Origin of the sequence: Amycolatopsis sp. MJM2582 (assembly GCF_000754115.1) — a bacterium.
Taxonomy (GTDB): Bacteria; Actinomycetota; Actinomycetes; order Mycobacteriales; family Pseudonocardiaceae; genus Amycolatopsis; species Amycolatopsis japonica.
Map to the genome: position 1 here is coordinate 515921 of NZ_JPLW01000005.1, position 22712 is coordinate 538632.

General features: G+C 70.9%; 9 protein-coding genes. 7 read left to right on the forward strand and 2 right to left on the reverse strand.

Going from position 1 to position 22712, the window contains the following annotated elements; all coding sequences use genetic code 11:
* Nucleotides 1-169 precede the first annotated feature (169 nt).
* Genes ED92_RS30240 through ED92_RS30260 form a run of 5 tightly spaced genes read left to right on the forward strand, consistent with a single transcriptional unit; the run spans nt 170 to nt 13067 of the window.
* Nucleotides 170-6562, forward strand: a complete 6393-nt coding sequence (locus ED92_RS30240) for a type I polyketide synthase (RefSeq protein WP_052120959.1) — start codon at nt 170-172, stop codon at nt 6560-6562.
* Nucleotides 6563-6598: 36 nt separating this feature from the next.
* Nucleotides 6599-10834 carry a type I polyketide synthase gene (locus ED92_RS30245; protein WP_037344591.1) on the forward strand — a complete coding sequence of 1412 codons (4236 nt, stop codon included), beginning with the start codon at nt 6599-6601 and terminating at the stop codon, nt 10832-10834.
* Nucleotides 10831-11130: an acyl carrier protein gene (locus ED92_RS30250; RefSeq protein ID WP_037344201.1), complete on the forward strand. Its 300-nt coding sequence runs from the start codon at nt 10831-10833 to the stop codon at nt 11128-11130. Before ED92_RS30245 ends, ED92_RS30250 begins: the two co-directional genes overlap by 4 nt.
* A gap of 2 nt (nt 11131-11132) precedes the next feature.
* Nucleotides 11133-11924 (forward strand): alpha/beta fold hydrolase, encoded by a 792-nt coding sequence (locus tag ED92_RS30255; protein WP_037344202.1) that lies wholly within the window; start codon nt 11133-11135, stop codon nt 11922-11924.
* A complete protein-coding gene (locus ED92_RS30260) occupies nt 11925-13067 on the forward strand; it encodes a glycosyltransferase (protein ID WP_037344204.1) in 1143 nt (380 codons plus the stop codon).
* Here the strand turns inward: ED92_RS30260 and ED92_RS30265 are convergent.
* Nucleotides 13064-14071 carry a serine hydrolase gene (locus ED92_RS30265; protein WP_235213392.1) on the reverse strand — a complete coding sequence of 336 codons (1008 nt, stop codon included), beginning with the start codon at nt 14069-14071 and terminating at the stop codon, nt 13064-13066. The two genes, ED92_RS30260 and ED92_RS30265, sit on opposite strands and share 4 nt — an antisense overlap.
* Nucleotides 14072-14198: 127 nt before the next feature.
* Here ED92_RS30265 and ctaD point away from each other — a divergent pair, with 127 nt between their 5' ends.
* Together ctaD and ED92_RS30275 are read left to right on the forward strand one after the other, a co-directional pair.
* On the forward strand, nt 14199-15956 hold the full coding sequence (gene ctaD, locus ED92_RS30270) for a cytochrome c oxidase subunit I (RefSeq protein ID WP_081975957.1): 1758 nt from the start codon (nt 14199-14201) through the stop codon (nt 15954-15956).
* A gap of 23 nt (nt 15957-15979) precedes the next feature.
* Nucleotides 15980-16513: a bifunctional nuclease family protein gene (locus ED92_RS30275; RefSeq protein ID WP_037344207.1), complete on the forward strand. Its 534-nt coding sequence runs from the start codon at nt 15980-15982 to the stop codon at nt 16511-16513.
* Nucleotides 16514-16598: 85 nt separating this feature from the next.
* Here the strand turns inward: ED92_RS30275 and ED92_RS30280 are convergent, their stop codons facing one another.
* Nucleotides 16599-22088 (reverse strand): carboxyl transferase domain-containing protein, encoded by a 5490-nt coding sequence (locus ED92_RS30280; protein ID WP_037344595.1) that lies wholly within the window; start codon nt 22086-22088, stop codon nt 16599-16601.
* Between the last annotated feature and the right edge of the window lie 624 nt (nt 22089-22712).

Genomic DNA, 22712 nt, shown 5'->3' on the forward strand with positions numbered 1-22712 from the left:
TCCTGTGAGCGGAAACCCTACTGTCGAGTATTGACGTGAAGCCTCGCCTGCGTTTAAGTACGCCCGGTAACCAAGTCACTCTTCCGTGTGCCGGAGGCTTCCCGTGGGTAAGTCGATTCGTGGCGCCGATGCCTCAACGTTGACCGGTACGGCGGATCTGCTCATCGCGATGCACCCTTTCGGTGTGGCGTCCGCGCGGTTCACCGCGGCGGCGGCGCGGGCCGGTGCGCTCGGTGTCCTGGATCTGACCAGCGGAAACCGGGCGGCCCGCGAAGAACTCGACCTGGCGGAGGACTGGCTCGCGACCGGTTTCGGCGTCCGCGTCGCGGGACCGGTCGACCTTCCTTCGACGGTGCACACGGTTCTGCTCGCCGCAGGAACTCCAAAGTCCACTGTGGACTTCACGGGCCGCCGGGTACTCGTGGAAGTCACGAGCCGGGACGAAGCCGCCCGAGCCGTCGCCGCCGGTGCGGACGGGCTCGTCGCCCGCGGCCACGAGGCGGGCGGCAGGGTCGGCGAACTCGGCACCTTCGTGTTCCTGCAGCAGTTGCTGGCCGATCCGGCGATCGGCGTCCCGGTCTGGGCGTACGGCGGGATCGGCACGCACACCGCGGCCGCCGCGGTGGCCGGAGGCGCCGCCGGTGTCGTCCTCGACACGGCGTTCGCGCTGCTCCCCGAAGCGGAGCTCCCGTCGGACGTCACGAGGGCACTGGAAGGCCTCGACGGTTCCGAGACCATTGTGGACGGTGGTGTCCGGCGGCTCCGCCGACGGCCGGTGGAAGCCGGGCAGGACGCCTTCCTGCCCGAGCGGTTCCGCGACCGCTGGGGAACCCTCCCGGCCGCGATCTACGGCGTTCGCGCCTCGATCGCCGAGGGGCTCGCCGCTTCCGGCGACCCGTTGCCGCTCGCGCAGGGACCGATGACCCGGGTCAGCGACCAGCCCGAATTCGCGCGGGCCGTCGCCGCCGGGGGAGCGCTGCCGTTCCTGGCGCTGGCATTGTCCGGTCCCGCGCGGACCCGCGAGATGCTCGAAGCGACCAAGGCGGCGCTGGGTGACGCGCCCTGGGGCGTCGGTGTGCTCGGGTTCGCGGCCGAGGACGTCCGTGCCGCGCAGCTCGAGGTGATCCGCGAGATCCGGCCGAGCCACGCGATCATCGCCGGTGGCCGTCCGGCACAGGCGAAGACGCTGGAAGTGGCAGGGATCTCGACGTTCCTGCACGTCCCGTCACCGGGTTTGCTGCGCCAGTTCCTCGAAGCGGGTGCGCGTAAATTCGTCTTCGAAGGTGCCGAATGCGGTGGGCACGTCGGGCCGAGGGCGAGTTTTCCCTTGTGGGAAGCCCAGATCGACGTGCTCCGTGAGTACGCAGCCGAGGTGGAGGTGTACTTCGCCGGTGGCGTCCACGACGAACGCTCGGCCGCGATGGTCACCGCCGCCGCGGCGCCGCTAGCCCGGCTCGGCGCGACGGTCGGTCTGCTGATGGGCACCGCGTACCTGTTCACCGAGGAGGCCGTCCTGGCGGGCGCCGTCCTGCCGTTGTTCCAGCGCCAGGTCGTCGAAGCCACGCGCACCGATCTGCTGGAGACCGCGCCGGGACACGCGACACGGTGCGTGCGTTCGGCGTTCACCACCGAATACGCGGAACTCAAACGCGCACTGAAGGACGTACCCGATCGCGAAGCCTGGGAGCGACTGGAGAAGCTCAACGTCGGACGGCTTCGCCTGGCGAGCAAGGGAATCGAGCGGGTCGGGGACGCGCTCAACCCGGTCGATGAGGACCGGCAGCTCGCCGAGGGCATGTTCATGGCGGGCGACGTCGCCGTGCTGCGGTCCGAGGTCACGACGATCGCCCGGCTGCACGAAGCCGTCGGCCCCGGGGCCCAGGAGTTTCTCGCCGCCCGCGCCGCCGAACTGCTGAGCGTCCCGGACGACGAGCCCGTGCCGGAACCGCTCGACATCGCCATCGTGGGGATGGCCGGGGTCTTCCCCCAGGCCGGGGATCTCTCGGCGTTCTGGGCGAACATCCTGTCCGGAGCGGACTCCGTCACCGAGGTCCCGGCCCGGCGCTGGGATCCGGCGCTCTACTACGCGCCCGGCGGCGACGGCGAGAAGACGCCGTCACGCTGGGGCGGCTTCCTGCCGGAGATCCCATTCGACCCGCTCGACCACGGTATCCCGCCCGCGTCGCTCGCGAGTATCGAACCCGTCCAGCTGCTGGCGCTGGAAGTGTCGCGGCGGGCGCTCGCCGACGCCGGATACGCGGAACGCGATTTCGACCGGTCCCGTACGTCGGTGGTCTTCGGCGCGGAAGCCGGGAGCGACCTGTCCAACGCGATGACCTTGCGGACCGTGCTCCCGTCCTACCTCGGCGAACTCCCGGCCGACCTCGACCGCCAGTTGCCGCGCCTGACCGAGGACTCGTTCCCCGGCGTGCTCGCGAACGTCATCGCGGGCCGGGTCGCGAACCGGCTCGACCTCGGCGGCGCGAACTACACGGTCGACGCGGCGTGCGCCTCGTCGCTGACCGCCGTCGACGTCGCCTGCAAGGAACTCGTCACCGGCACGAGCGACCTCGTCCTGTGCGGCGGCGCCGACCTGCACAACGGCATCAACGACTACCTGCTGTTCTCCTCGGTGCACGCGCTCTCGCCGTCCGGCCGCTCGGCCACCTTCGACAGCGACGCGGACGGGATCGCGCTGGGCGAGGGCGTCGCGTGCGTCGTCCTGAAACGGCTGGCGGACGCCGAACGCGACGGCGACCGCGTCTACGCCGTCATCAAAGGCGTCGGCAGCGCCAGCGACGGCCGGGCACTCGGGCTCACCGCGCCCCGGCCGGAGGGGCAGCACAACGCGCTGACCAGGGCGTATCGCAACGCCGGGATTTCTCCGTCGCGAGTCGGGCTCGTCGAAGCCCACGGCACCGGCACGGTCGTCGGCGACCGCACCGAACTCACCACCCTGACCGAGGTGTTCACCGAAGCGGGCGCCGAACCCGGCCGGTGCGCGCTCGGTTCGGTGAAATCCCAGATCGGGCACACGAAATGCGCCGCCGGGCTGGCCGGGTTGATCAAGGCGAGCCTCGCGCTGCACACCGGCGTCAAACCGCCGACGTTGCACCTGGCGAAGCCGAATCCGGCGTGGGACCCGGAGACCAGCCCGTTCGCGTTCCACACCGAGGCCCGGCCGTGGGCCGAGACCGAACGCGTCGCCGGAGTGAGCGCGTTCGGGTTCGGCGGCACGAACTTCCACGTCGTCCTGACCGCGCACGAAGGCGCCGTCCCACCCGCGAAAACCCTCGACGACTGGCCTGCCGAGCTCTTCCTGTTCGCGGGTGACAAGGACGCGCAGGACCTCCTGGCCGCGACGGGACAGGGTTGGCGGCTGCGTGATCTGGCGTTCGCCGCGTCCCGCCGGGCGGAAACCCGGGACGGACGGCCGAGGTTCGCCATTCTGGCGTCCACTGTGGACGAACTGGCCGGGTTGCTCCGCCGGGCCATCGCGGGGGAGCGGGACGAGAACGCGGGCATCTTCGGCGCCGACGACGCGCCGCTGGGCGAGATCGCGTTCCTCTTCCCGGGGCAGGGCAGCCAGCGGCCGGGGATGTTCGCGGAGCTGTTCGTCGCGTTCCCCGAACTGCGGCGCTACCTCGCACGCGGTGGGGCCACGGTCGACGTGCTGTTCCCGCCCACCGCGTTCCCCGAGGCCGGACGTGAGGCTCAGCGCGCCCGGCTGACCGACACCCGGGCCGCGCAACCCGCGCTCGGCATCGTCGGGCTCGCCGCGCACCACCTGCTGGGCACGGCCGGGGCCCGGCCCTCGATGGTGGCGGGTCACAGCTACGGCGAACTCGTCGCGCTGACCGTCGCCGGTGTGTTGAGTTCGGCTTCGCTGCTGGACCTCAGCCGGGCGCGGGCGGAGGCGATCCTCGGCGCGACCGGCACCGGCGACCCGGGAACGATGGCGGCCGTCGCCGCGAACGCCGCCGACGTCGAAGAGGTACTCGCCGCCGAGGGCTTGACCGGGACCGTCGTCACCGCCAACCGGAATTCGCCGAAACAGACGGTGATCTCCGGGCCCACGGACGCGGTCGGCGTGGCGGTGGATCGGCTACGCGACCGCGGGATCGGCGCGAAATCCCTTCCGGTCGCGTGCGCGTTCCACAGCCCGTTGGTCGCCCCGGCGGAGCCGGAATTCGGCCGCGCGCTCGGCACCGTCGCGGTCCGGGAACCGGAGATCCCGGTGTGGGCCAACCGGACCGCCGCGCCCTACCCGTCCACGCCGGACGGGATCCGCGCCGGGCTGGCCGCGCAGATCGGCGCGCCGGTGCGGTTCGCCGACCAGATCGAGGCCATGTACGCGGCGGGCGCCAGGACGTTCGTCGAAGCGGGCCCCGGCTCGGTCCTCACCCGGCTCGTCGATGCCGTACTCGACGGCCGTCCACATCGGACGGTCACTCTCGAAGGCGGCCGCCGCACCGGGATCCCCGGCTTCCTCGCCGCCTTGGCGAGGCTGGCGGTCGCCGGCGCGGACGTCCGCACCGGCCGGTTGTTCACCGGCCGAGCGGGCACGGACGCGCTGTCCGTCCGGCCACCGAAGAAGGCGGGCTGGACCGTCGACGGACACCTCGTCCGCACCGCCGACGGCGAGATCCCCGCCACCGCCCTGCACCCAGCCCAGCGAATCCCCACGGAGGCGATCGTGACTTCCCGGCCCGGCACCGACGGCGGTGAGGCGCTCATTTCGGAGTTCCTCCGCACCAGCCGCGAGATGATCGCCGCGCAACGGGACGTCCTGCTCGGCTACCTCGGCACCGATCCCGGTGTGCCACCGCCCGCGCCCGTCGTCGTCGCCTCGGTACCCGAGCCCGCGCGCGTCGAGATCGTGCCCGAACGCTCGGTCTTCGACACCGTCGTCGAGGTGATCGGCGAGCGGACCGGCTATCCGGTGGACATGATCGAGCCGGATCTGGACCTGGAAGCGGATCTGAGCGTCGATTCGATCAAACGGGCCGAGATCGCCGGGGAACTCGCGACCCGGCTGGGCCTGACCGACGGCGATCCCGAGGTCCTCGCCAAGGCCCGGACGGCGGCGGAACTCACCGATCTGCTCGGCGGCGTTCCTTCCGGTGACCAGCTCGCCGAAGAGAGCGGTGCCGTGGTGGTGGCGCCGAAGCGCTACCTGATGCGGGAATTCGATCTCGCCGACGCCGCCCCCGCCGACGAAGAACTCGCCGGGCTCCGTTTCGCCGTCGTGGGTGAAGGTCAGGTCGCCGAGATGCTCACCGCCCGGCTCGCCGGGTACGGCGCCGAAACCGAACTGGTCCAAGGCGTACCGGAGCACGGCGCGGACGGCGTGTTCCACCTGTCGCCGTCGTTCCCCGACGATTTCCCGCTGTACCAAGCGGTCTTGGCGCGAGGTCCGCGCTGGCTCATCGCGAACGGCCCCGCCGACGGTGCCCGCGGCTTCTTCCGGACGGTGGCCAGGGAGTATCCGGACACGGTCGCCCGCGTGGTGGAGCAGCATCCGGAATCCACTGTGGACGAACAGGTGGAGACCCTGCTCGCCGAGCTGTCCACCGGGGACTGGGAGCCGGTCGTCGTCCGCCGCGGTGGCGCGCGGCGTGGTCTGCGGATGACGGAGGAAGGCCTCGGTCTGCTCGGCAGCACGGGCGCCGGTCCGGCCGGAGACGGCACGGCCGAGGCCGAAGCGCTCGGCCTGGACCGGGACTCGGTCGTCCTCCTGGTCGGCGGGGCGAAGGGCATCACCGCCCGGCTGGCCACCACGCTGGCCTCGGCGTCGCGGTGCCGTGTCGAACTGTTCGGCCGCACCGCCGTGCCCATCGACGGCGAGGAACCGGGGATCGCGACCGCGACGACGACGGAAGAGCTGCGTGCCGCCCTGATCGGGAGCGGACTGACCAAACCGGCGGAGATCGAGCGGACCATCCGGCTCATCGAGTCCGAACGCGAGGTCCGCGGAACGCTGCGACGGATCCGCGACCTCGGCAGCCCGGTGCGGTACCACTCGGTGGACATGCTCGACGCGGAGGCCGTGCACCGCGCGGTCAAGGAGATCCACGCCGAACACGGCAGGCTCGACGGCATCGTCTACGCGGCGGGCGTCATCGAGGACAAACTGATCGCCGAGAAGGATCCGGCGTCCTTCGACCGGGTCTTCGCCACCAAGGTCGAAGGGGCGAGCACGCTGCTCGCGGCGGTCGGTGAACTGCCGGAGGCGCCGAAGTTCGCCGTCCTGTTCGGCAGTATCGCCGCGACCTTGGGCAACCGCGGCCAGTCCGACTACGCGGCGGCGAACGACGCGCTGGAGGCGCTCGGCCACCGTTGGTCCACAGTGTACGGACGTCGTGGGCTGACGGTCCATTGGGGACCGTGGGCGCCCACCGGGGTGAACAACGGGATGGTCACCCCGGAGCTGATGCGGGACTATGCCCGGCGCGGGATCGAGCTGATCGACCCCGAGGAAGGCACCTTGAGCCTGCTGCGCGAACTGGCGTGGGGCGACGCGGCCCTCACGTCCGTCACCTACACCGCGTCGGGGTGGTGACCGGTGGCCGAAACGCCCCCGATCGCGATCGTCGGGATGTCGGTGCTGTTCCCGGGTGCTCCCGACCTCGACACCTACTGGCGCAACATCGTCGACGGCGTCGACGCGATCACCGAAGTCCCGGCCGACCGCTGGGATCCGGGGTTCTACCAGCCCGACGCCGAACCACGGGCGGACCGGATCTACTGCCATCGCGGCGGTTTCGTCGGCGAACTGGCCGAAGTGGACGTCACCGGTTTCGGCGTGATGCCGTCGTCGGTTCCCGGTACCGAACCCGATCAGCTGATCGCGCTGCGGGTGGCCGCACAGGCCATCGCCGACGCGGGCGGGGAGCACCGGCTGCCCGCCGACCGGCAGCGGACCGGTGTCATCCTCGGCCGCGGCGGCTATCTGACGCCCGGCCTGGTGCGGCTGGACCAGCGGGTGCGCACGGCCACCCAGGTCGTCCGCACCCTCGGCGAACTGATGCCCGAACTCGGCCGCGAGCGACTGGAGGAACTCCGCCGGGCCTTCACCGACCGGCTCGGCCCCGAAGCCCCCGACGCCGCGATCGGGCTCGTGCCCAACCTCGCCGCGTCGCGGCTGGCGAACCGGCTCGACCTGCGTGGACCCGCGTACACGGTGGACGCCGCCTGCGCCTCCTCGCTCGTCGCCGTCGACCACGCCGTTCGCGAACTGGCGACCGGGCGATGCGACGTCGTGCTGGCCGGTGGCGTGCACCATTGCCACGACGTCACCTTCTGGAGCGTGTTCTCCCAGCTCGGCGCGTTGTCGCGGAGTCAGCGGATCCGGCCGTTCCACGAGGACGCGGACGGGGTGCTGATCGGCGAGGGCACCGGGATCGTCGTGCTCAAACGGCTCGCGGACGCCGAACGGGACGGCGACCGGGTCTACGCCGTCGTCACCGGGACCGGCGTGGCCAGCGACGGCCGGACCGCCGGACTGTCCACTCCGGACACCGCCGGTCAGGTCCGCGCGGTGCGGCAGGCCTGGAACGCGGCGGGGATCGACCCCGCCACGATCGGTCTGCTCGAAGCGCACGGGACCGCCACCCCGGCGGGCGACGCGGCCGAACTGGCGACGATCGCGGAGGTCTTCGGTCAGGAGGACGAGCCGACGGCGGTACTCGGCTCGGTCAAGTCGATGATCGGGCACACCATGCCCGCGGCGGGCGTCGCCGGACTCGTCAAGGCCGCTTTGGCCGTGTACCACGGAGTCCTGCCGCCGACCCTGCACTGCGAGAACCCGCATCCGGCGCTGGCGGCGACCCGGTTCGAGACGCTCGGCGCCGCGAAGACCTGGGAGACCGACGACCGGCGGCCGGTGCGGCGGGCGGGGGTCAACGCGTTCGGCTTCGGCGGGATCAACGCCCACGTGGTCCTGGAGCAGGCCGCGACCCGGCCCACCGTCGAGGTCTCCGAGCCCGAACTTGTCCTGCGGCTCTCGGCGCCGACCGTCGCCGAGATGGGCTGCCTGCTCGAGCACGACGACGTTCTGAGCGAGAGCGACACCGGTCGCGGCCGGGTCCGGCTCGGGCTCGTCGACCCGACGCCCAAGCGGCTGAACCTGGCCAGGAAAGTGGTCGCGAAGGGCAGACCCTGGCGTGGCCGCAACGACCTCTGGTTCGTCCCGGAACCGCTGCTCGGCACGGGCGGGGGCAAGCTCGCGTTCGTCTTCCCCGGACTGGAGAACGAATTCGAGGCCGACGCCGACGACATCGCCCGGCATTTCGGTATCCGCTGGGAAGCGCCGGACGTCACGATCGGCGACGTCGGCAGGCACGGCAAGGGCGTGTTCCAGCTGGGCAGACTCCTCGACACGGCGTTGCGCACGCTGCGTGTCACCCCGGACGCGCTCGCCGGGCACAGCCTGGGGGAGTGGACCGCCATGGCCGTCGCCGGGATCCATGCCGACACCGAGGTGGACGCCTTCCTGGCCGGCTTCGATCCGGACGCGCTCAAGGTACCGGGGCTGGCCTTCGCGGTGATCGGCGCGGCCGCGCCCGTGGTCACCGAAGTCCTCAAAGGACAGTCCGAAGTGGTCCTTTCCCACGACAACGCGCCCAATCAGGCGATGATCTGCGGGCCGGCGGAGGCCGTCGACGGGTTCGTGCGCGGGTTCCGCGCGGACGGCGTGATCTCCCAGGTGCTGCCGTTCCGGTCCGGCTTCCACACGCCGATGCTCGCCCCGTATCTCGGCCCGATCCGTGAGGCCGCCGAACGCTACACGCTGCATCCGGCGAAACTCCCGGTCTGGTCCGCCACGACCGGAAAGCCCTATCCGGCGGCCGACGCGGAAGTACGGGACCTGTTCGTCCGGCACCTGCTGGAACCGGTGCGGTTCCGCGGTCTCGTGGAGAACCTGTACGCGGCCGGATTCCGCGCGTTCGTGCAGACGGGCGCGGGGCAGCTCGGGTCGCTGATCGGGAACACCTTGCACGACCGCGAACATCTCGTCGTCGCCGCGCATTCCGCGCACCGGCCCGGTCTGCCGCAACTGCTGCGGACCGCGACGGCCTTGTGGGCCGACGGCGCCGATCCGGCGTTCGAACTCCTGCCGGGCCAACGCGGCGCGAAACGCGGCCGGACGATCCGGCTCGACCTCGGCGGCGCGCTCGTGTCGCTCGACGAACGCGTCCGGCACGGGTTCCGCCCGTCGGGCGCCGGTACGTCCACTTTGGACAAGATCGGGAAACGGAACCCGCTGGCAGCCGAATTCTCCGGGCTGCTGGCCGACACCGCCGGCCTGGCGGCCGAACTGTTCGCCGCCAGGTCGGCGCCCCGGATCCGGCCGTCGCGCACCGAACTCCACGTCTCCGTCGAGACGATGCCGTATCTGCTCGACCATTGCTTCTTCAAACAACCGCCCGGCGCGGATCCCGCCGACTCGTGGCCGGTCGTCCCCGCGACGACGGTGATCGGGCACCTGATGGACTTCGCCGAGCAGGCCGCGCCGGGCCGTCGCGCGGTCGCGCTGGAGGACGTCCGGCTGAACCAGTGGATCGCCGCGATCCCCGCGCTGGACGTACCGGTGACCGTGGTGCCGCAAGGCCCTTCCCGGGCCGGGGTCTCCCTCGGCGACTACTCCAGGGCCGTCATCGATCTGGACGCCGCGTTCCCCGCCGATCCGCCCGGGCCGTGGACGTTCCCGGCCTCGCGGGAACGGAAGCCGGACTTGCGCGCCGAGCAGCTCTACACCGAGCGCTGGATGTTCCACGGGCCGAGGTTCCAGGGCGTCGAGGAACTGGTCGCGGTCGGGGACCGCCACGTGCGCGGAGTGCTGCGGACCCCGGACGCGCCGGGGGCGCTGCTGGACAACGCCGGTCAGCTGCTCGGGTACTGGATCATGTCGCGGCTGCCCGCCAGGACCACGGTTTTCCCGGTGGGGATGCGGCGGATCCGGTTCTACGGCGAACATCCCTTACCGGGGGACCGGGTCGACTGCGTCGTCCGCATCGTGTCGGTGACCGACGCGGAACTCGAAGCGGACGTCCAGCTGATCCGCGGTGGCCGGGTCTGGGCCGAGATCGAGGGCTGGCGTGATCGCCGGTTCGACAGCAACCCGGTGATCCGGGCAATGGACCGGCGGCCCGAGCGGGCCACGCTGTCCGAGGCACGCCCCGGCGGCTGGGCGCTGGTGCGCGAGCAATGGCCGGATCTGGCCACGCGCGAGCTGATCATGCGGAACGTGCTCGCCGGGGAGGAAAGACAGGCGTACGCCGGTCAGTCCCCGCGCCGGAGACGGGCCTGGCTGCTCGGCCGGATCGCGGCGAAGGACGCCGTCCGGCGTCTCTTGTGGACAGACGGCGCGGGCGACATCTTCCCCGCCGAACTGCGCATCGGGAACGACTCGTCGGGGGCGCCGACCGTGTCGGGCGCCTATGGGAGAAGCCTTCCGGAGCTCACCGTCTCGATCGCCCATCGGGACGCGCTCGGCGTCGCCATCGCCCGGCCTGGGCCTTGCGGGATCGACATCGAAGCCGTCGAGGACCGGCCGGAGAGCACGGTCGCCGCGGCTCTCGGCCCGGCGGAACGTGCCCTGCTCGGCGAGCCGGAAGCGGTGTGGTTCACCAGATTCTGGGCCGCCAAGGAGGCCGTCGCGAAACGGCTCCGCACCGGCTTGCGCGGTGATCCGCGCGCTTTCGCCGTCGTGGGAGCGGACGACGGGCGGCTCACCGTGGAGGTGGGCGGTGCCCGGTATCCGGTGTGGCACACCACGATCACCACACCGCTGACGGATTACGTCGTGGCTTGGACGGAGAACGAAGAATGACCACCGAAACCGCGGCGGCCGGGACCGTACTGGCCGACCTCACCGTGATGCTGCGCGAACTGCTCGAGGAGTACGGGCTGGACGACGCCGAGATCGGCCGGGACACGAAGTTCCACGACGACCTCGAACTGGAGAGCATCGACCTCGTGACGCTGTCCGGCCGGCTGCGCGACCACTACGGCGACAAGGTCAACTTCGCCGAGTTCATCGCGGAACGCGAACTGGACGAGATCATCGCGCTGACCGTCGGCGAACTGGTCGACCACGTGGTCGCGTCCCTGGCGGGGAAGGCCTGAGCATGGCGAAGGTCAAGGTCGGCGACCTCGACGTCCACGTGCAGCGGCTGGGTCCGCCGGACGGCACGGCGCCGGTCGTGGTGTTCGTCCACGGCCTCCTCACCGACAGCCTGGCGAGCTACTACTTCACGCTCGGGCCCGCCTTCGCCGCGCAAGGCATCGACGTCGTCATGTACGACCTTCGCGGGCACGGCCGCACGACGAGGCCCGCCACCGGCTACCGGCTGGAGGAGTTCGTCGCCGACCTGGACGGTCTGCTGACCGAGCTCGGGATCGACCGGCCGGTGCACGTGGCCGGGAACTCCTTCGGTGGCTCGATCGCGTTCGGGCTCGCGGCTTCGCATCCCGAGCGCGTCGCCAGCGTCGTCGCCATCGAAGCGGAGCCACCGGTGCGGGCGTGGATCGGGCACATGGCCGAAGGGCTCGCCGACGCGAAGAACAGGCTCGCGCACGACGAGGTGATCGGCTGGATCGCCGAGAACCACGGCGCGCACACCGCCCGGCTGTCGAAATCCGCGTACAAGATCCTCGCGGCCACGACGCTGGCGGAGGACATCCCGCTGAGCCGGACCATCGACGACGACCTCGGGGCCGTCCGCTGCCCGGTGTTCGCGCTATTCGGCGACAAGTCAGGGCTTTCGGCGCAGGTCCCGGACCTGGAGGCGAACCTCGGCCGCTGCCGCACCGTCGTCCTGCCGGACCAGGGACATTCGGTACTCGTCGAGCGCACCGCGGAGACGTCGGAACTGATCCTGGACTGGGTCCGCGAACACTCGTGCGAAACGGCGGCCTGAGTGGGCAGATTCCTCTTCGTCACCCCGCCGCTGACCGGGCACGTGAACCCCGCGGCCGGGGTCGCGGCCGCCCTCACCGCACGGGGGCACGAGGTCGCCTGGGCGGGGCGGCCGGAGGTCATCCGTCGGCTCGCCGGCGACGGTGCCGTCGTGTTCCCGTGCGCGATCCCGCGTCGCCTGCCCGAACGCGACGCGAGCCTCAAGGGACCGGCGGCGTTCCGGTTCCTGTGGGAGGAGTTCCTGATCCCGCTGGCCGAGGCGATGGCGCCCGGGGTCCGCGCCGCGATCGGCCGGTTCCGCCCGCAGGTGGTGGTCGCCGACCAGCAGGCCATCGCGGGCGGGCTCGTCGCCGACGGGCTCGGCCTGCCGTGGGTCACCTCCGCGACGACGTCCGCGGAACTCGTCGATCCCCTGGCCGGGCTGCCCAAGGTGGCGGTCTGGCTCGACGACCTCCTCGACGGCCTGCGCGCGCGGATCGACGGCGGCCCCGCCGATCCCCGGATGTCGCCGCACGGCGTGCTCGCGTTCACCACCCGGGAGCTGCTCGGCCCGGCCGCGCTGCCGAGCCGGGTCCGGCTGGTCGGCCCGTCCATCGGCGGTCGAGCGCCCACCGGCGGCTTCCCGTGGGAGCGGCTCGACCCGGCGGTGCCCGCCGTGTTCGTCACACTCGGCACCGCGAACGCCGACGCCGCCGGGGACTTCCTCCGCGCGGCCGCCCGGGGACTCTCCGACGTCGACGGGATCCAGACCGTCATCGCCGATCCAGGCGGTGCCGTGGGCCCGGTGGGGGACACGGTGCTCGTGGTGCCACAGGTGCCCCAGATGGCGCTTCTGGCCCGCGTGGACGCCGTCGTCTGCCACGGCGGTCACAACACCGTGTGCGAGAGCCTGTGGCACGGGGTGCCGCTCGTGGTCGCGCCGATCCGGGACGACCAGCCGATCATCGCCGGCCAGGTCGTCGACGCGGGCGCCGGTGTCCGGTTGCGGTTCGGCAAGGCGAAACCCGAACGGATCGCGGCCGCCGTGACGAAGGTGCTGGGCGATCCGGGGTACCGGTCGGCCGCCGAGAAGGTGGGCGCCTCGTTCCGGGAAGCGGGCGGGGCCGCGACGGCGGCGGACCACCTGGAGGCTCTCCTCGCCTAGGAGATCGCGGCCGAGACCTCGTGCAGCAACCGTCCGGCGTCCTCACCCCAGCGGGAGACGATGACGAGGTCGCGTCCGGGATCGACCCACAGCAGATGCCTGCCGCCGTTCCCGCGGGCGCACCGGCCACTCGGCGGAGCGGCCGGGAAGACCCGCCGACGGTCGTTGAGCCACCAGAGGTAGCCGTAATCCGGGTTGTGGGCGCACGGGCTCCAGGTGCGATCGATCCACTCGCGGCTGAGCAGACGGCGGCCGTGGTGCTCGCCGTCGCGAAGGTAGAGCGAGCCGAGCAGGGCGAGGTCACCGGCGGAGATCCACAGGCCGCCTCCCCAATGCGCTCCGCCGCTGACGACCGGAACGGCCTCACCGTCGATGTCGGTCGTCGCACCGCGGTAGCCGTGCCACGACCAGGTCGCGGACGCGCCCATCGGCCCGAGGACGCCGTCCCGCAGCACCGAGGGCAGCGACCGGCCGAACAAGCGGGTGAGCGCGAGGCAGAGCAGGTTCACCCGGACGTCGTTGTACGCCCATCCGGCGCCCGGCGGGGCGTCGGGCGGCGCGCTGCCCGGACCGAGGCTCCCGGCGTCGGCCCACGCCGGTTTTCCCCAGAGCTCACCGTCCCATTGACTGGTCTGCTGCAGCAGGTGGTGCCAGGTGATCGCGCTCGGGCCGTCCAGCTCGGGCATGTCGAGGGTGTCGGTCACCGGCTGGTGGACGTCCGGGATCAGGCCGGCGTCGAAGGCGAGGCCCGCGACGGTCGACACGACACTTTTGGTGGCGCTGAACGCCATTTCCGGCACCTCGGGATCACCCCAGGACGCGACGCGTTCCCCGCGGAAGACGACCACTCCGCTCGCCCCGGAGCCGGGCAGCGCCGGCCCGATCACCTCGCGGTGGGAAACATCGGCCACCTGGGATTCCAGATAGCGGCCCATGTCCTCGATACCCGGCGTGACCCGCGCCCGCTGCGCCGCCGCGGCGGCACGGACGGCGGCAAGATTCATCGGAGGCCCCCTTCACTCACGGTGGCCAGGGTCCTCTACTCGACCAGCCCTTGAAAAGCCCGCGTGTAGGGACTCTCCTGGAGGGGTACCAGCCTTCAGAAGGTGTGTCCTCGTGCTGGGAGTCGCCATGACCGCCGTGAAGCCCTCTCCGCGCCCGGAGGCCGTCCGCTTCGGCGGGCGGATCCGTGCCCCCAAGGGGAGTGTGTTCCTCGGCGTCGTCCGCACCACCGACCACAAGACGATCGGCGTGCTCTACCTGAGCACCTCGTTCGCGTTCTTCCTCATCGGCGGCTTCATGGCGCTGCTGATGCGCGGCGAGCTGGGCAGGCCGGGGATGCAGTTCCTGTCACAGGAGCAGTACAACCAGCTGTTCACCATGCACGGCCTGATCATGCTGTTGCTGTACGCGACGCCGAATCTCTTCGCCTTCGCGAACTACATTCTCCCGCTGCAGATCGGCTCCCCGGACGTCGCGTTCCCGCGGCTGAACGCGTTCTCGTACTGGCTTTACCTCTTCGGCGGGCTGATGGTGCTCAGCTCGTTCCTGACGCCGAGCGGCGCGCCCGACTTCGGGTGGACGATGTACACGCCGCTGTCCAACGCCGCGCACACGCCGGGAGTGGGCGCCGATCTGGTGATCATGGGCCTGATCGTGTCCGGGCTCGGGACGATCCTCGGCGCGGTCAACATGGTCACCACGATCCTCTGCCTGCGCGCGCCCGGGATGACCATGTGGCGGCTGCCGCTGTTCACCTGGAACATCCTGTTCACCACCATCCTGATCCTGGCGGTCTTCCCGATCCTCACCGCGGCGCTGTTCGGCCTCGAGGCCGACCGGCGGCTCGGCGCGCACGTCTTCGATCCGGCCAACGGCGGGGCGATCCTGTTCCAGCACCTGTTCTGGTTCTTCGGGCATCCCGAGGTGTACATCGTCGCGTTGCCGTATTTCGGCATCATCACCGAGATCGTGCCGGTGTTCAGCCGGAAACCGTTGTTCGGCTACAAACTCATGGTGTTCGCGACGATCGCGATCACCGCGCTGTCGTTCGCCGTGTGGGCGCACCACATGTTCGCCACCGGCGCGGTGCTGCTGCCGTTCTTCTCCATCATGACCTTCCTGATCGCGGTGCCGACCGGGATCAAGTTCTTCAACTGGATCGGCACCATGTGGAAGGGGCAGCTCACCTTCGAATCACCGATGCTGTGGTCGATCGGGTTCATGGTGACGTTCCTGCTCGGCGGGCTGACCGGGATCATCCTCGCCGCGCCACCGCTGGACTTCCACATCCACGACACCTATTTCGTGGTGGCGCACTTCCATTACGTGCTGTTCGGCACCATCGTGTTCGCCACCTTCGCCGGGATCTACTTCTGGTTCCCCAAGATGACCGGGCGGATGCTCGACGAGCGGCTCGCGAAGCTCCATTTCTGGACCACGTTCATCGGCTTCCACATGACGTTCCTCGTCCAGCACTGGCTCGGCAACGAAGGAATGCCGCGCCGCTACGCCGACTACCTGAGCACGGACGGATTCACCGTGCTGCACACCATTTCCACGATCGGCGCGTTCCTGCTGGGCGCGTCGGTGCTGCCGTTCCTCTGGAACGTCGTCCGCAGCTACCGGTTCGGGGAGGTCGTCGAAGTCGACGACCCGTGGGGACACGGGAACTCCCTGGAGTGGGCGACGACCTGTCCGCCACCCCGGCACAACTTCTTCGACCTGCCGAGGATCCGGTCGGAACGGCCGGCGTTCGAACTCCACTACCCGCACATGATCGCCCGGATGCGCGCCGAGGGGCATACGACCCCGTTCCAGCGCCGCGACCAGTCCGCCCCGTCGGAAGTGGTGGCGGACAAGGCACTGAAGGACGACGACACCGCCTGAGGCGAGGGAATGAGGTACCGCGCATGATTTCGATGGACGTCGAGGGGATGGCAGTCCTGGCCCCGGAAGCGGCACCGGTGATGTTGCTGCGGGAACGGGAGGGCGAACGCCGCTGGCTGGCGATCACGATCGGCGGCCCGGAGGCGAGCGCGGTGGCGCTCGCGCAGGAACAGATCCGGCTGCCGCGGCCCGGCACGATCGAACTGATCGGCCAGGTGGTCGAGTCGTTCGGGCACCGGGTCACCGGAGTGCAGGTCACCGCGCTGCGGGACGGCATCTTCTTCGCGGATCTGGTACTCGATTCCGGGATCCGCGTTTCGGCCCGGCCGAGTGACGCGGTCGCGATCGGGTTGCGGGCCGGGGTCGGGATCGAGGTGGCGGACGCGGTACTGGAGGTCGCTTCGGTGCGGGTCGAGATCGTGGGAGCCGGGCCCGACGCCGAACTGCCGTCGGTGCCGTCCGACCCGGCCGCGCAGGAACGGGAGGTCGAGGAGTTCCGGGCGGCGCTGGACAAGATCGCGCCCGAGGACTTCGGGGATCAGCCGCCCACCGACTAGCCTGCCCCCGGATGTCATGAAAGGGCCGTTCAGGACATTTTTCGTCCTGAACGGCCCTTTCATGACATTCCGGAAGGGGCGGCTGCTACTGCTTCGCTAGGCCCGCCTCGATCGCTTCGATGATGCGCGGCCGCATCTCGGCGGCGCTGATGATCGCGTCCACCGAACCGACCTTCACCGCGCGCTCGATGCTGTGCACGCCATCGAACTCGGAGGCGACCGCGCCCAGCTTCTCGGCCCGCACCGACGACTGGACCTCGGCCAGCTCCGCGGCGAGCGCGGCACGTTCGGCGCCCACCGCGCCGCTGAGCTTCTCGGTGAGCGACCGCACCCGCTGATCCGCCGCGGTCCGCGCGTTGACCTCACCGGCGAACACGACCGCCGCGGCGGGCGCCCCGCCGAGCACGGAGGCGAACGAGCCTTCCAGTGCCAGCACCGTCATGTTCGGGTTCAGCGCCTTCGAGAAGACCACGAACGCGCCACCGTGGTACCGCGAGATCACGGTGAACACGATCGGGCCCTCGAAGTTGACGATCGCCCGGCCGATCTCCGCGCCGTACTCCAGCTGCAGCTTCCGCATCGACTCCGGCGAGCCGTCGAAGCCGGACAGGTTCGCCAGCACCACCAGCGGCCGGTTGCCGCTGGCCGCGTTGATCGCCCGCGCCGCCTTCTTCGACGACCGCGGGAACAGCGTGCCCGCGGTGTAGGTGTCCGGGCCGTCGGTGGGCGGGAAGCCGCGGCGCGGCACCGAACGCGACTCGATACCGAGCAGGCACACCGGTCGTCCGCCGAGGTGCACGTCCTGCACGGCCGCGGTCTCCGCGTCGGCCATACCCGGCCAGCGTTCCAGCACCGGGTGGTCCTGATCCGACAGCGCGCGCATCACGGTGCGGATGTCGAACGGCTTCTTGCGGTCCGGGTTGGCCTCCCGCGAGAAGATCTGGCCGACCGTGGTGAAGTCGCTGTCGACGGCCGCGTGCGGGAACGACGAGATGTCCCGGTCGATCGGGTCGTTCGTGACCGCCTTGCGCGGACCGGGCTCGCCCGGCGCCACGTAGGTGTGGTCGTAATGCGACATCAGCACATCCCGCGCCGCGGCGAGGTTCGGCGCCCAGTACTGCGCCTGGCCGTTCGGGCCCATGACACGGTCGTAGCCGCCGATGCCGAAGTTGTCCTCGGCCGAGACACCACCGGAGAAGTCGAGGGACTGCTTACCGGTCAGCACCATCGCGGAATCCGGCGTCATCACCAGGATTCCCTTGGTGTGCATGAGCATCGTCGCTTCGGCGTTCCAGTACGGCTGGGCGCCGACGTTGATCCCGGCGACCACGATGTTGATCTCGCCGCCGTTCTGGGTGAAGTGCACGATCCGCTTGAGCGCGGCCGCGACCCAGTCCATGTTCTCGGTACCGGACTCCATCGAGATCCGGGCGCCGGCCGAGAGCGCGTACCACTCCAGCGGGACCTGCAGCCGCTCGGCGAGGTCCAGCGCCGCGATCACCCGCGAGCACTCCGGCTCCGACAGCGCGCCGAGCGCCTTCGTCGGGTCGCCCAGCAGCACCACGCGTTTGACGCCCTCGGGGTGACGTTCGGTCGGCGTGGTGACCACACCGGCGACGATCGCCGCCTTGTTGCGGCCCTTCTTCCGGTCGACCGGGACGAGGGTGTTCGTGTCGTCCATGTCGTACTCGGTGAACGAACCGAGCATCTCGGTCAGCTCGTACGGGTACACGGTGTCGCGGCGACGGGCGCGCAGCACGTTCTGGCGGTAGTCGTCGAGCGGGAGGATCGGCTCGGTCGTGGGCTCGGAAAGCGACATCTGCACGCCGCCGCTCACGTCGTAGCCGATGCGCACGGCGACCTCTTTGACCTCGCCGGTGGCGCGATCGCGCTGCCTGCCGAGGAACTGGACCTCTTCGAGGCCCGCGCCCGCCGTCGACGGCTGCACGCGCTGGGCGACCGTGTCGAGCTCCTCACCGGTGAGCTCACTGGTCGGCCACACGTACAGCATGATCCGGTTGGTGTCGAAGCGCTTCTTCGGCGGAAGCTTCGCCTGCACCTCGCGGATCGCGTCGAGGCAGCCCGCCAGCGTGCCTTCGACCGCGGGCAGGGCCAGCAGCTTGCCGTCGTTGTCCCGCAATGGGGTCAGGTCGCGGACCTGGGCGAGCGCGACCAGCCGCTGATCCGACGGGTTCATCGGCGAGACGCATTTGAACAGGTAGACGTCCTCGTCACCCGACGGCAGTCGCGTGAGGTCGAAGTTCGCCAGCCGCTGCAACTGCATCCGCTGGGCGATCAGCGGGTGCAGGCCGCGGATCAGCCGTTCTTCGCTGAACCCGGTCGAGGACGGGCGGAAGGTGAAGTGGTGGTGCATCACCGCGCCGCCGTGCCCGGCGACCGTGGTGGTGATGCGCCGGACCCGGCTCGGCAACGCCCCGGAGGTGAGGACCTCGCGCAGCCCCGCGGCCATCGCGTCGTCGTCGGCCGACTCGTCGTCCCACGTCAGGTAGAGGTCCGCCTCGACGTCGGTGTCGGCGGGCAGCTGGGCGGCGAGATCGGCGACCGCCTTGATCGCCCCGGGCAGCCCGGCGCGGTCGACGGCGGTGGTGACCATGTGGAACCGCTCGTTCGCGTCGGCGTAGTCACCGGTGACGAAGGTGCAGCCGCCGACGGTCACCTGCTGGACTCCGGTGAGCGCGCGGTTGCCGTAGTAGCGGCGGCTCAGCACCTCCAGTAGCGGGCTGTGATCGGTGCCGGGGCGGCCGATCCGCTGCCCGAGCAGGCGGACCAGCGGCTGGGCGCTGGCCAGCATGCTCGCGATCCGCTCGGCGCGGTCCGGCGAATCCGGGTGCAGGTCGAGGTGCCGCAGGTGTTTGCGGACCTCGCTGTACGCCTCGGCGCGGGTGCGGCGCAGCAGCGGCTGGGCGAACCAGCGGAACACGACGCTGCGGGCCAGGTCGCCGACGACCGGGAAACGGAGCTGGGTGGCGGCGATGAGCTGCTCCAGCGCCTTGCCCGCGGGCTCGCGCATCGACTCGAACGGCTGCGGCTCGGTGAGCCACTGCCGCAGCAGCGCGGTGACGATCGCGACGTCGGACGAGGTCCGCTGCTGGGCGAGGAAGATGCGGAAGACCGCTTCCTCCAGCTCCGGCGTGCGCTCCAGATCCTTGATGCCGTAGTGCGCCAGCACCTTCTTGAGCTTGTTCTGGAACGACTCCGACAGCCCGGCGCGTTCGACGTCGAGGCTCTGCAGGTAGGTGTGGAAGAACTCGCGGGCGCTGTGCACCCGGGTGTCCGCCTTGACGTCCTCGCGCATCGGCTTGTTGCGCATCAGCTCGGACAGGTCGGCGAACACGGTCAGCAGTTCGACCTCGCCCTCCAGCGGGCGGTCGCCGTTGCCCTCCAGTTCGGCGCGGGCGGCCAGGTACGCGCTGAGCGTGCGGCGCTCGTCGTGCGGGTCGACGTCGAAGCCGAGCAGGAGGCTGCGCAGATCCTGCTGTCCCCGCGTGATCCGCTGGACCGCCGACGTGCCGTCCGGCTCCGCGGGCAGCTCGATCTCGACGCTGCCGCTGTCTTCCGCGACCTCTTCGCCTTCCTCCGCCACCGGTTCGAGCCGCAGCAGGGGAGCGCCGGTCTCGACCTGGCTGCCGACCGAGACGACGCACTCACGCAGCTTCGCGCGGAACGGCGCGCGGAGCACCGTCTCCATCTTCATGCTTTCCAGCACCAGCACGGGCGCGCCGGCCTCGACCTCGGCGCCGACCTCCAGCGGGGTCGCGACGACGAGCGCGGGCGCGGGGGAGCGGACGACGCCGCCCTCGTCCCGGCTGATGCGGTGGGTGATGCCGTCGACCTCGACCAGGTGGATCGGGCCGTGGGTGCCGGTGACCAGGCGGAACCGGGTGCCGTTGACGGTGATCTGGCCGGTGTGCTCGTCGAACCGGTCGACCTCGACGTCGGCGGGGTGGATGTCGCCGCCGCCCGCCGAGACGCCGACGCGGAACCGGCGGTGGCCGATCCTGGCGACGCTCACGCGGTACGCGGCGCCGCGCAGCTTGAGGTCGAGCGGTCGGCCGCTCTCGTGCTGGACCTGCGGGCGGCCGCCGTGCGCGGTGGAGAGGAGCCGCTGACGCTCGACGGCTTCCTCGTCCTCGTAGGCCTCGATCGCGGCGGCCGCGAGCGCGATCGCCGAATGGCGGTGGGTGACCAGCTTGCCTTCGCCGCGGACGCGGTCGATCCAGCCGGTGTCGGCGCTGCCGTCGATCACCTCGGGCTGGTCGAGCAGGTCGAGGACGAAGCTCTTGTTGGTCGCGCCGCCCTCGATGATGACCGTGGTCTGCGCCATCGCGCGGCGCAGACGGCCGAGCGCCTCGTCACGGTCGCGGCCGTAGGCGATGATCTTCGCGATCATCGAGTCGAAGTCGGCCGGGATGGTGTCGCCTTCGCTGACTCCGGTGTCGACCCGGATACCGGGGCCGGCGGGCAGGTCCAGGCGGGCGATGCGGCCCGGGGACGGCGCGAAGTCGCGGTCCGGGTCCTCGGCGTTGAGCCGCGCCTCGACGGCGTGGCCGAACTCGGCCGGCTGGACGCCGTCGAGCTTGCCGCCGGAAGCGACGTGCAGCTGGGCCTTGACCAGGTCCATGCCGGTGGTCAGCTCGGTGATCGGGTGCTCGACCTGCAGGCGGGTGTTCACCTCGAGGAACGCGAACAGCTTGTCGCCGGGGTGGTAGAGGAACTCGACCGTTCCGGCGCCGCGGTACTCGACCGCGAGCGCGAGCCGCTCGGCGGACCGCTTCAGCTCGTCGGCCTGCTCGGGGCTCAGGACCGGGGAAGCGGACTCCTCGATGATCTTCTGGTTGCGGCGCTGCACCGAACAGTCGCGGACGCCGAGCGCCCACGCGGTGCCCTGGCCGTCGGCGATGACCTGGACCTCGACGTGCCGGGCGCCGGTGACCAGGCGCTCCAGGAAGACGACGCCGCTGCCGAAGGCGCGCTCGGCCTCCAGGCTGGTGCGCTCGTAGGCGTCCTTGAGCTCGTCGGCGGAGGTGATGACGCGGATACCGCGACCGCCGCCGCCGGCGGTCGCCTTGAGCATCAGCGGGTAGCCGATCTCGGAGGCGGCCTTGATGGCGGCGTCGAGATCCGCGACGGCGCCGCGGCTCCACGGGGCGACAGGCACGCCGACCTCTTCGGCGATCAGCTTCGCGCCGATCTTGTCGCCGAGTTTGCGCATCGCGTCCGCGCTCGGACCGATGAAGGTGACGCCCAGCCGCTCACACAGCTCCGCGAAGGCCGGGTCCTCGGCCACGAACCCCCAGCCGACCCAGGCCGCGTCGGCTCCGGTCTCGGTCAGGGCCCGCTCCAGCACGGCGAAATCGAGATACGGGCGCGCCGACGCGGGCCCGAGGTTGTAGCTGATGTCGGCTTCCCGCACGAACGTCGCCGACCGGTCCGCGTCCGTGAAGAGCGCGACGGTCTCGATCCGCCGTCCGGTCTCCGCCGAAAGCTCGCGGACGGCGTGGATGAGCCGCATCGCGGCTTCCCCGCGGTTGACGATGGCGACACGACTGAACACCGACTGAGCCTCCCAAGTGAGCGGCACCGTCCCGCTGGATCACGCGCGGGACAGTCTCCTGATACCTGTCTAACAGCCTGCCTCTTACCGGCCGGTACGAGAATGTCGCCGGTGGCGCATGCCGGGGGCCGGGGATTGTAGGAACCCGCCAAAAAGTGTCGTGGAACACCTAGGGGCAGGGCCGGATGACGTCATGAAGTGGACAACTGGCGGCTGGGGTCGCCGGTAGGGGTCGGGAGGTGTCACCGGGTGTTCACGCCGGTTTCACCGGGGTGGTCGGCGGAGCTTGGGGGTTGTTGGCGTTGGTGTCGGGCGTTGGCGCGGTCTGGCGGGGGAGTGGCCGTTTTGTGGCGACGGCCGTCAGGGTGTGATGGCGCCGGTTTGCTCGGCGGGGCCCGCGGTTTCTCGGCGACGGTCGGCCGGCGAGGAGCAAGCGGGCGCGAGGCGCGGCGGCGTGCGGCATCGTGGCCGTTTTCCGGCGAGGTCGGTGTGTGGAGTTTCGGTCCCGCGCCGTGGCCATTTTTCGGCGACTTGGCCGGTGTCGGTCGTGTCCTCGGTGCTGTCGTCGCTATCCGGCGACGGGGCTCGAGCAGGGAGGTGGTCGGGCTCGCGACGCCGCGTCGT

Coding starts and splice junctions, on each gene's coding strand:
- ED92_RS30250 (WP_037344201.1), top strand. CDS start 10,831: ATGACCACCGAAACCGCGGCGGCCGGGACCGTACTGGCCGACCTCACC.
- ED92_RS30245 (WP_037344591.1), top strand. CDS start 6,599: ATGTCGGTGCTGTTCCCGGGTGCTCCCGACCTCGACACCTACTGGCGC.
- ctaD (WP_081975957.1), top strand. CDS start 14,199: ATGACCGCCGTGAAGCCCTCTCCGCGCCCGGAGGCCGTCCGCTTCGGC.
- ED92_RS30275 (WP_037344207.1), top strand. CDS start 15,980: ATGATTTCGATGGACGTCGAGGGGATGGCAGTCCTGGCCCCGGAAGCG.
- ED92_RS30240 (WP_052120959.1), top strand. CDS start 170: ATGCACCCTTTCGGTGTGGCGTCCGCGCGGTTCACCGCGGCGGCGGCG.
- ED92_RS30255 (WP_037344202.1), top strand. CDS start 11,133: ATGGCGAAGGTCAAGGTCGGCGACCTCGACGTCCACGTGCAGCGGCTG.
- ED92_RS30265 (WP_235213392.1), bottom strand. CDS start 14,071: ATGAATCTTGCCGCCGTCCGTGCCGCCGCGGCGGCGCAGCGGGCGCGG.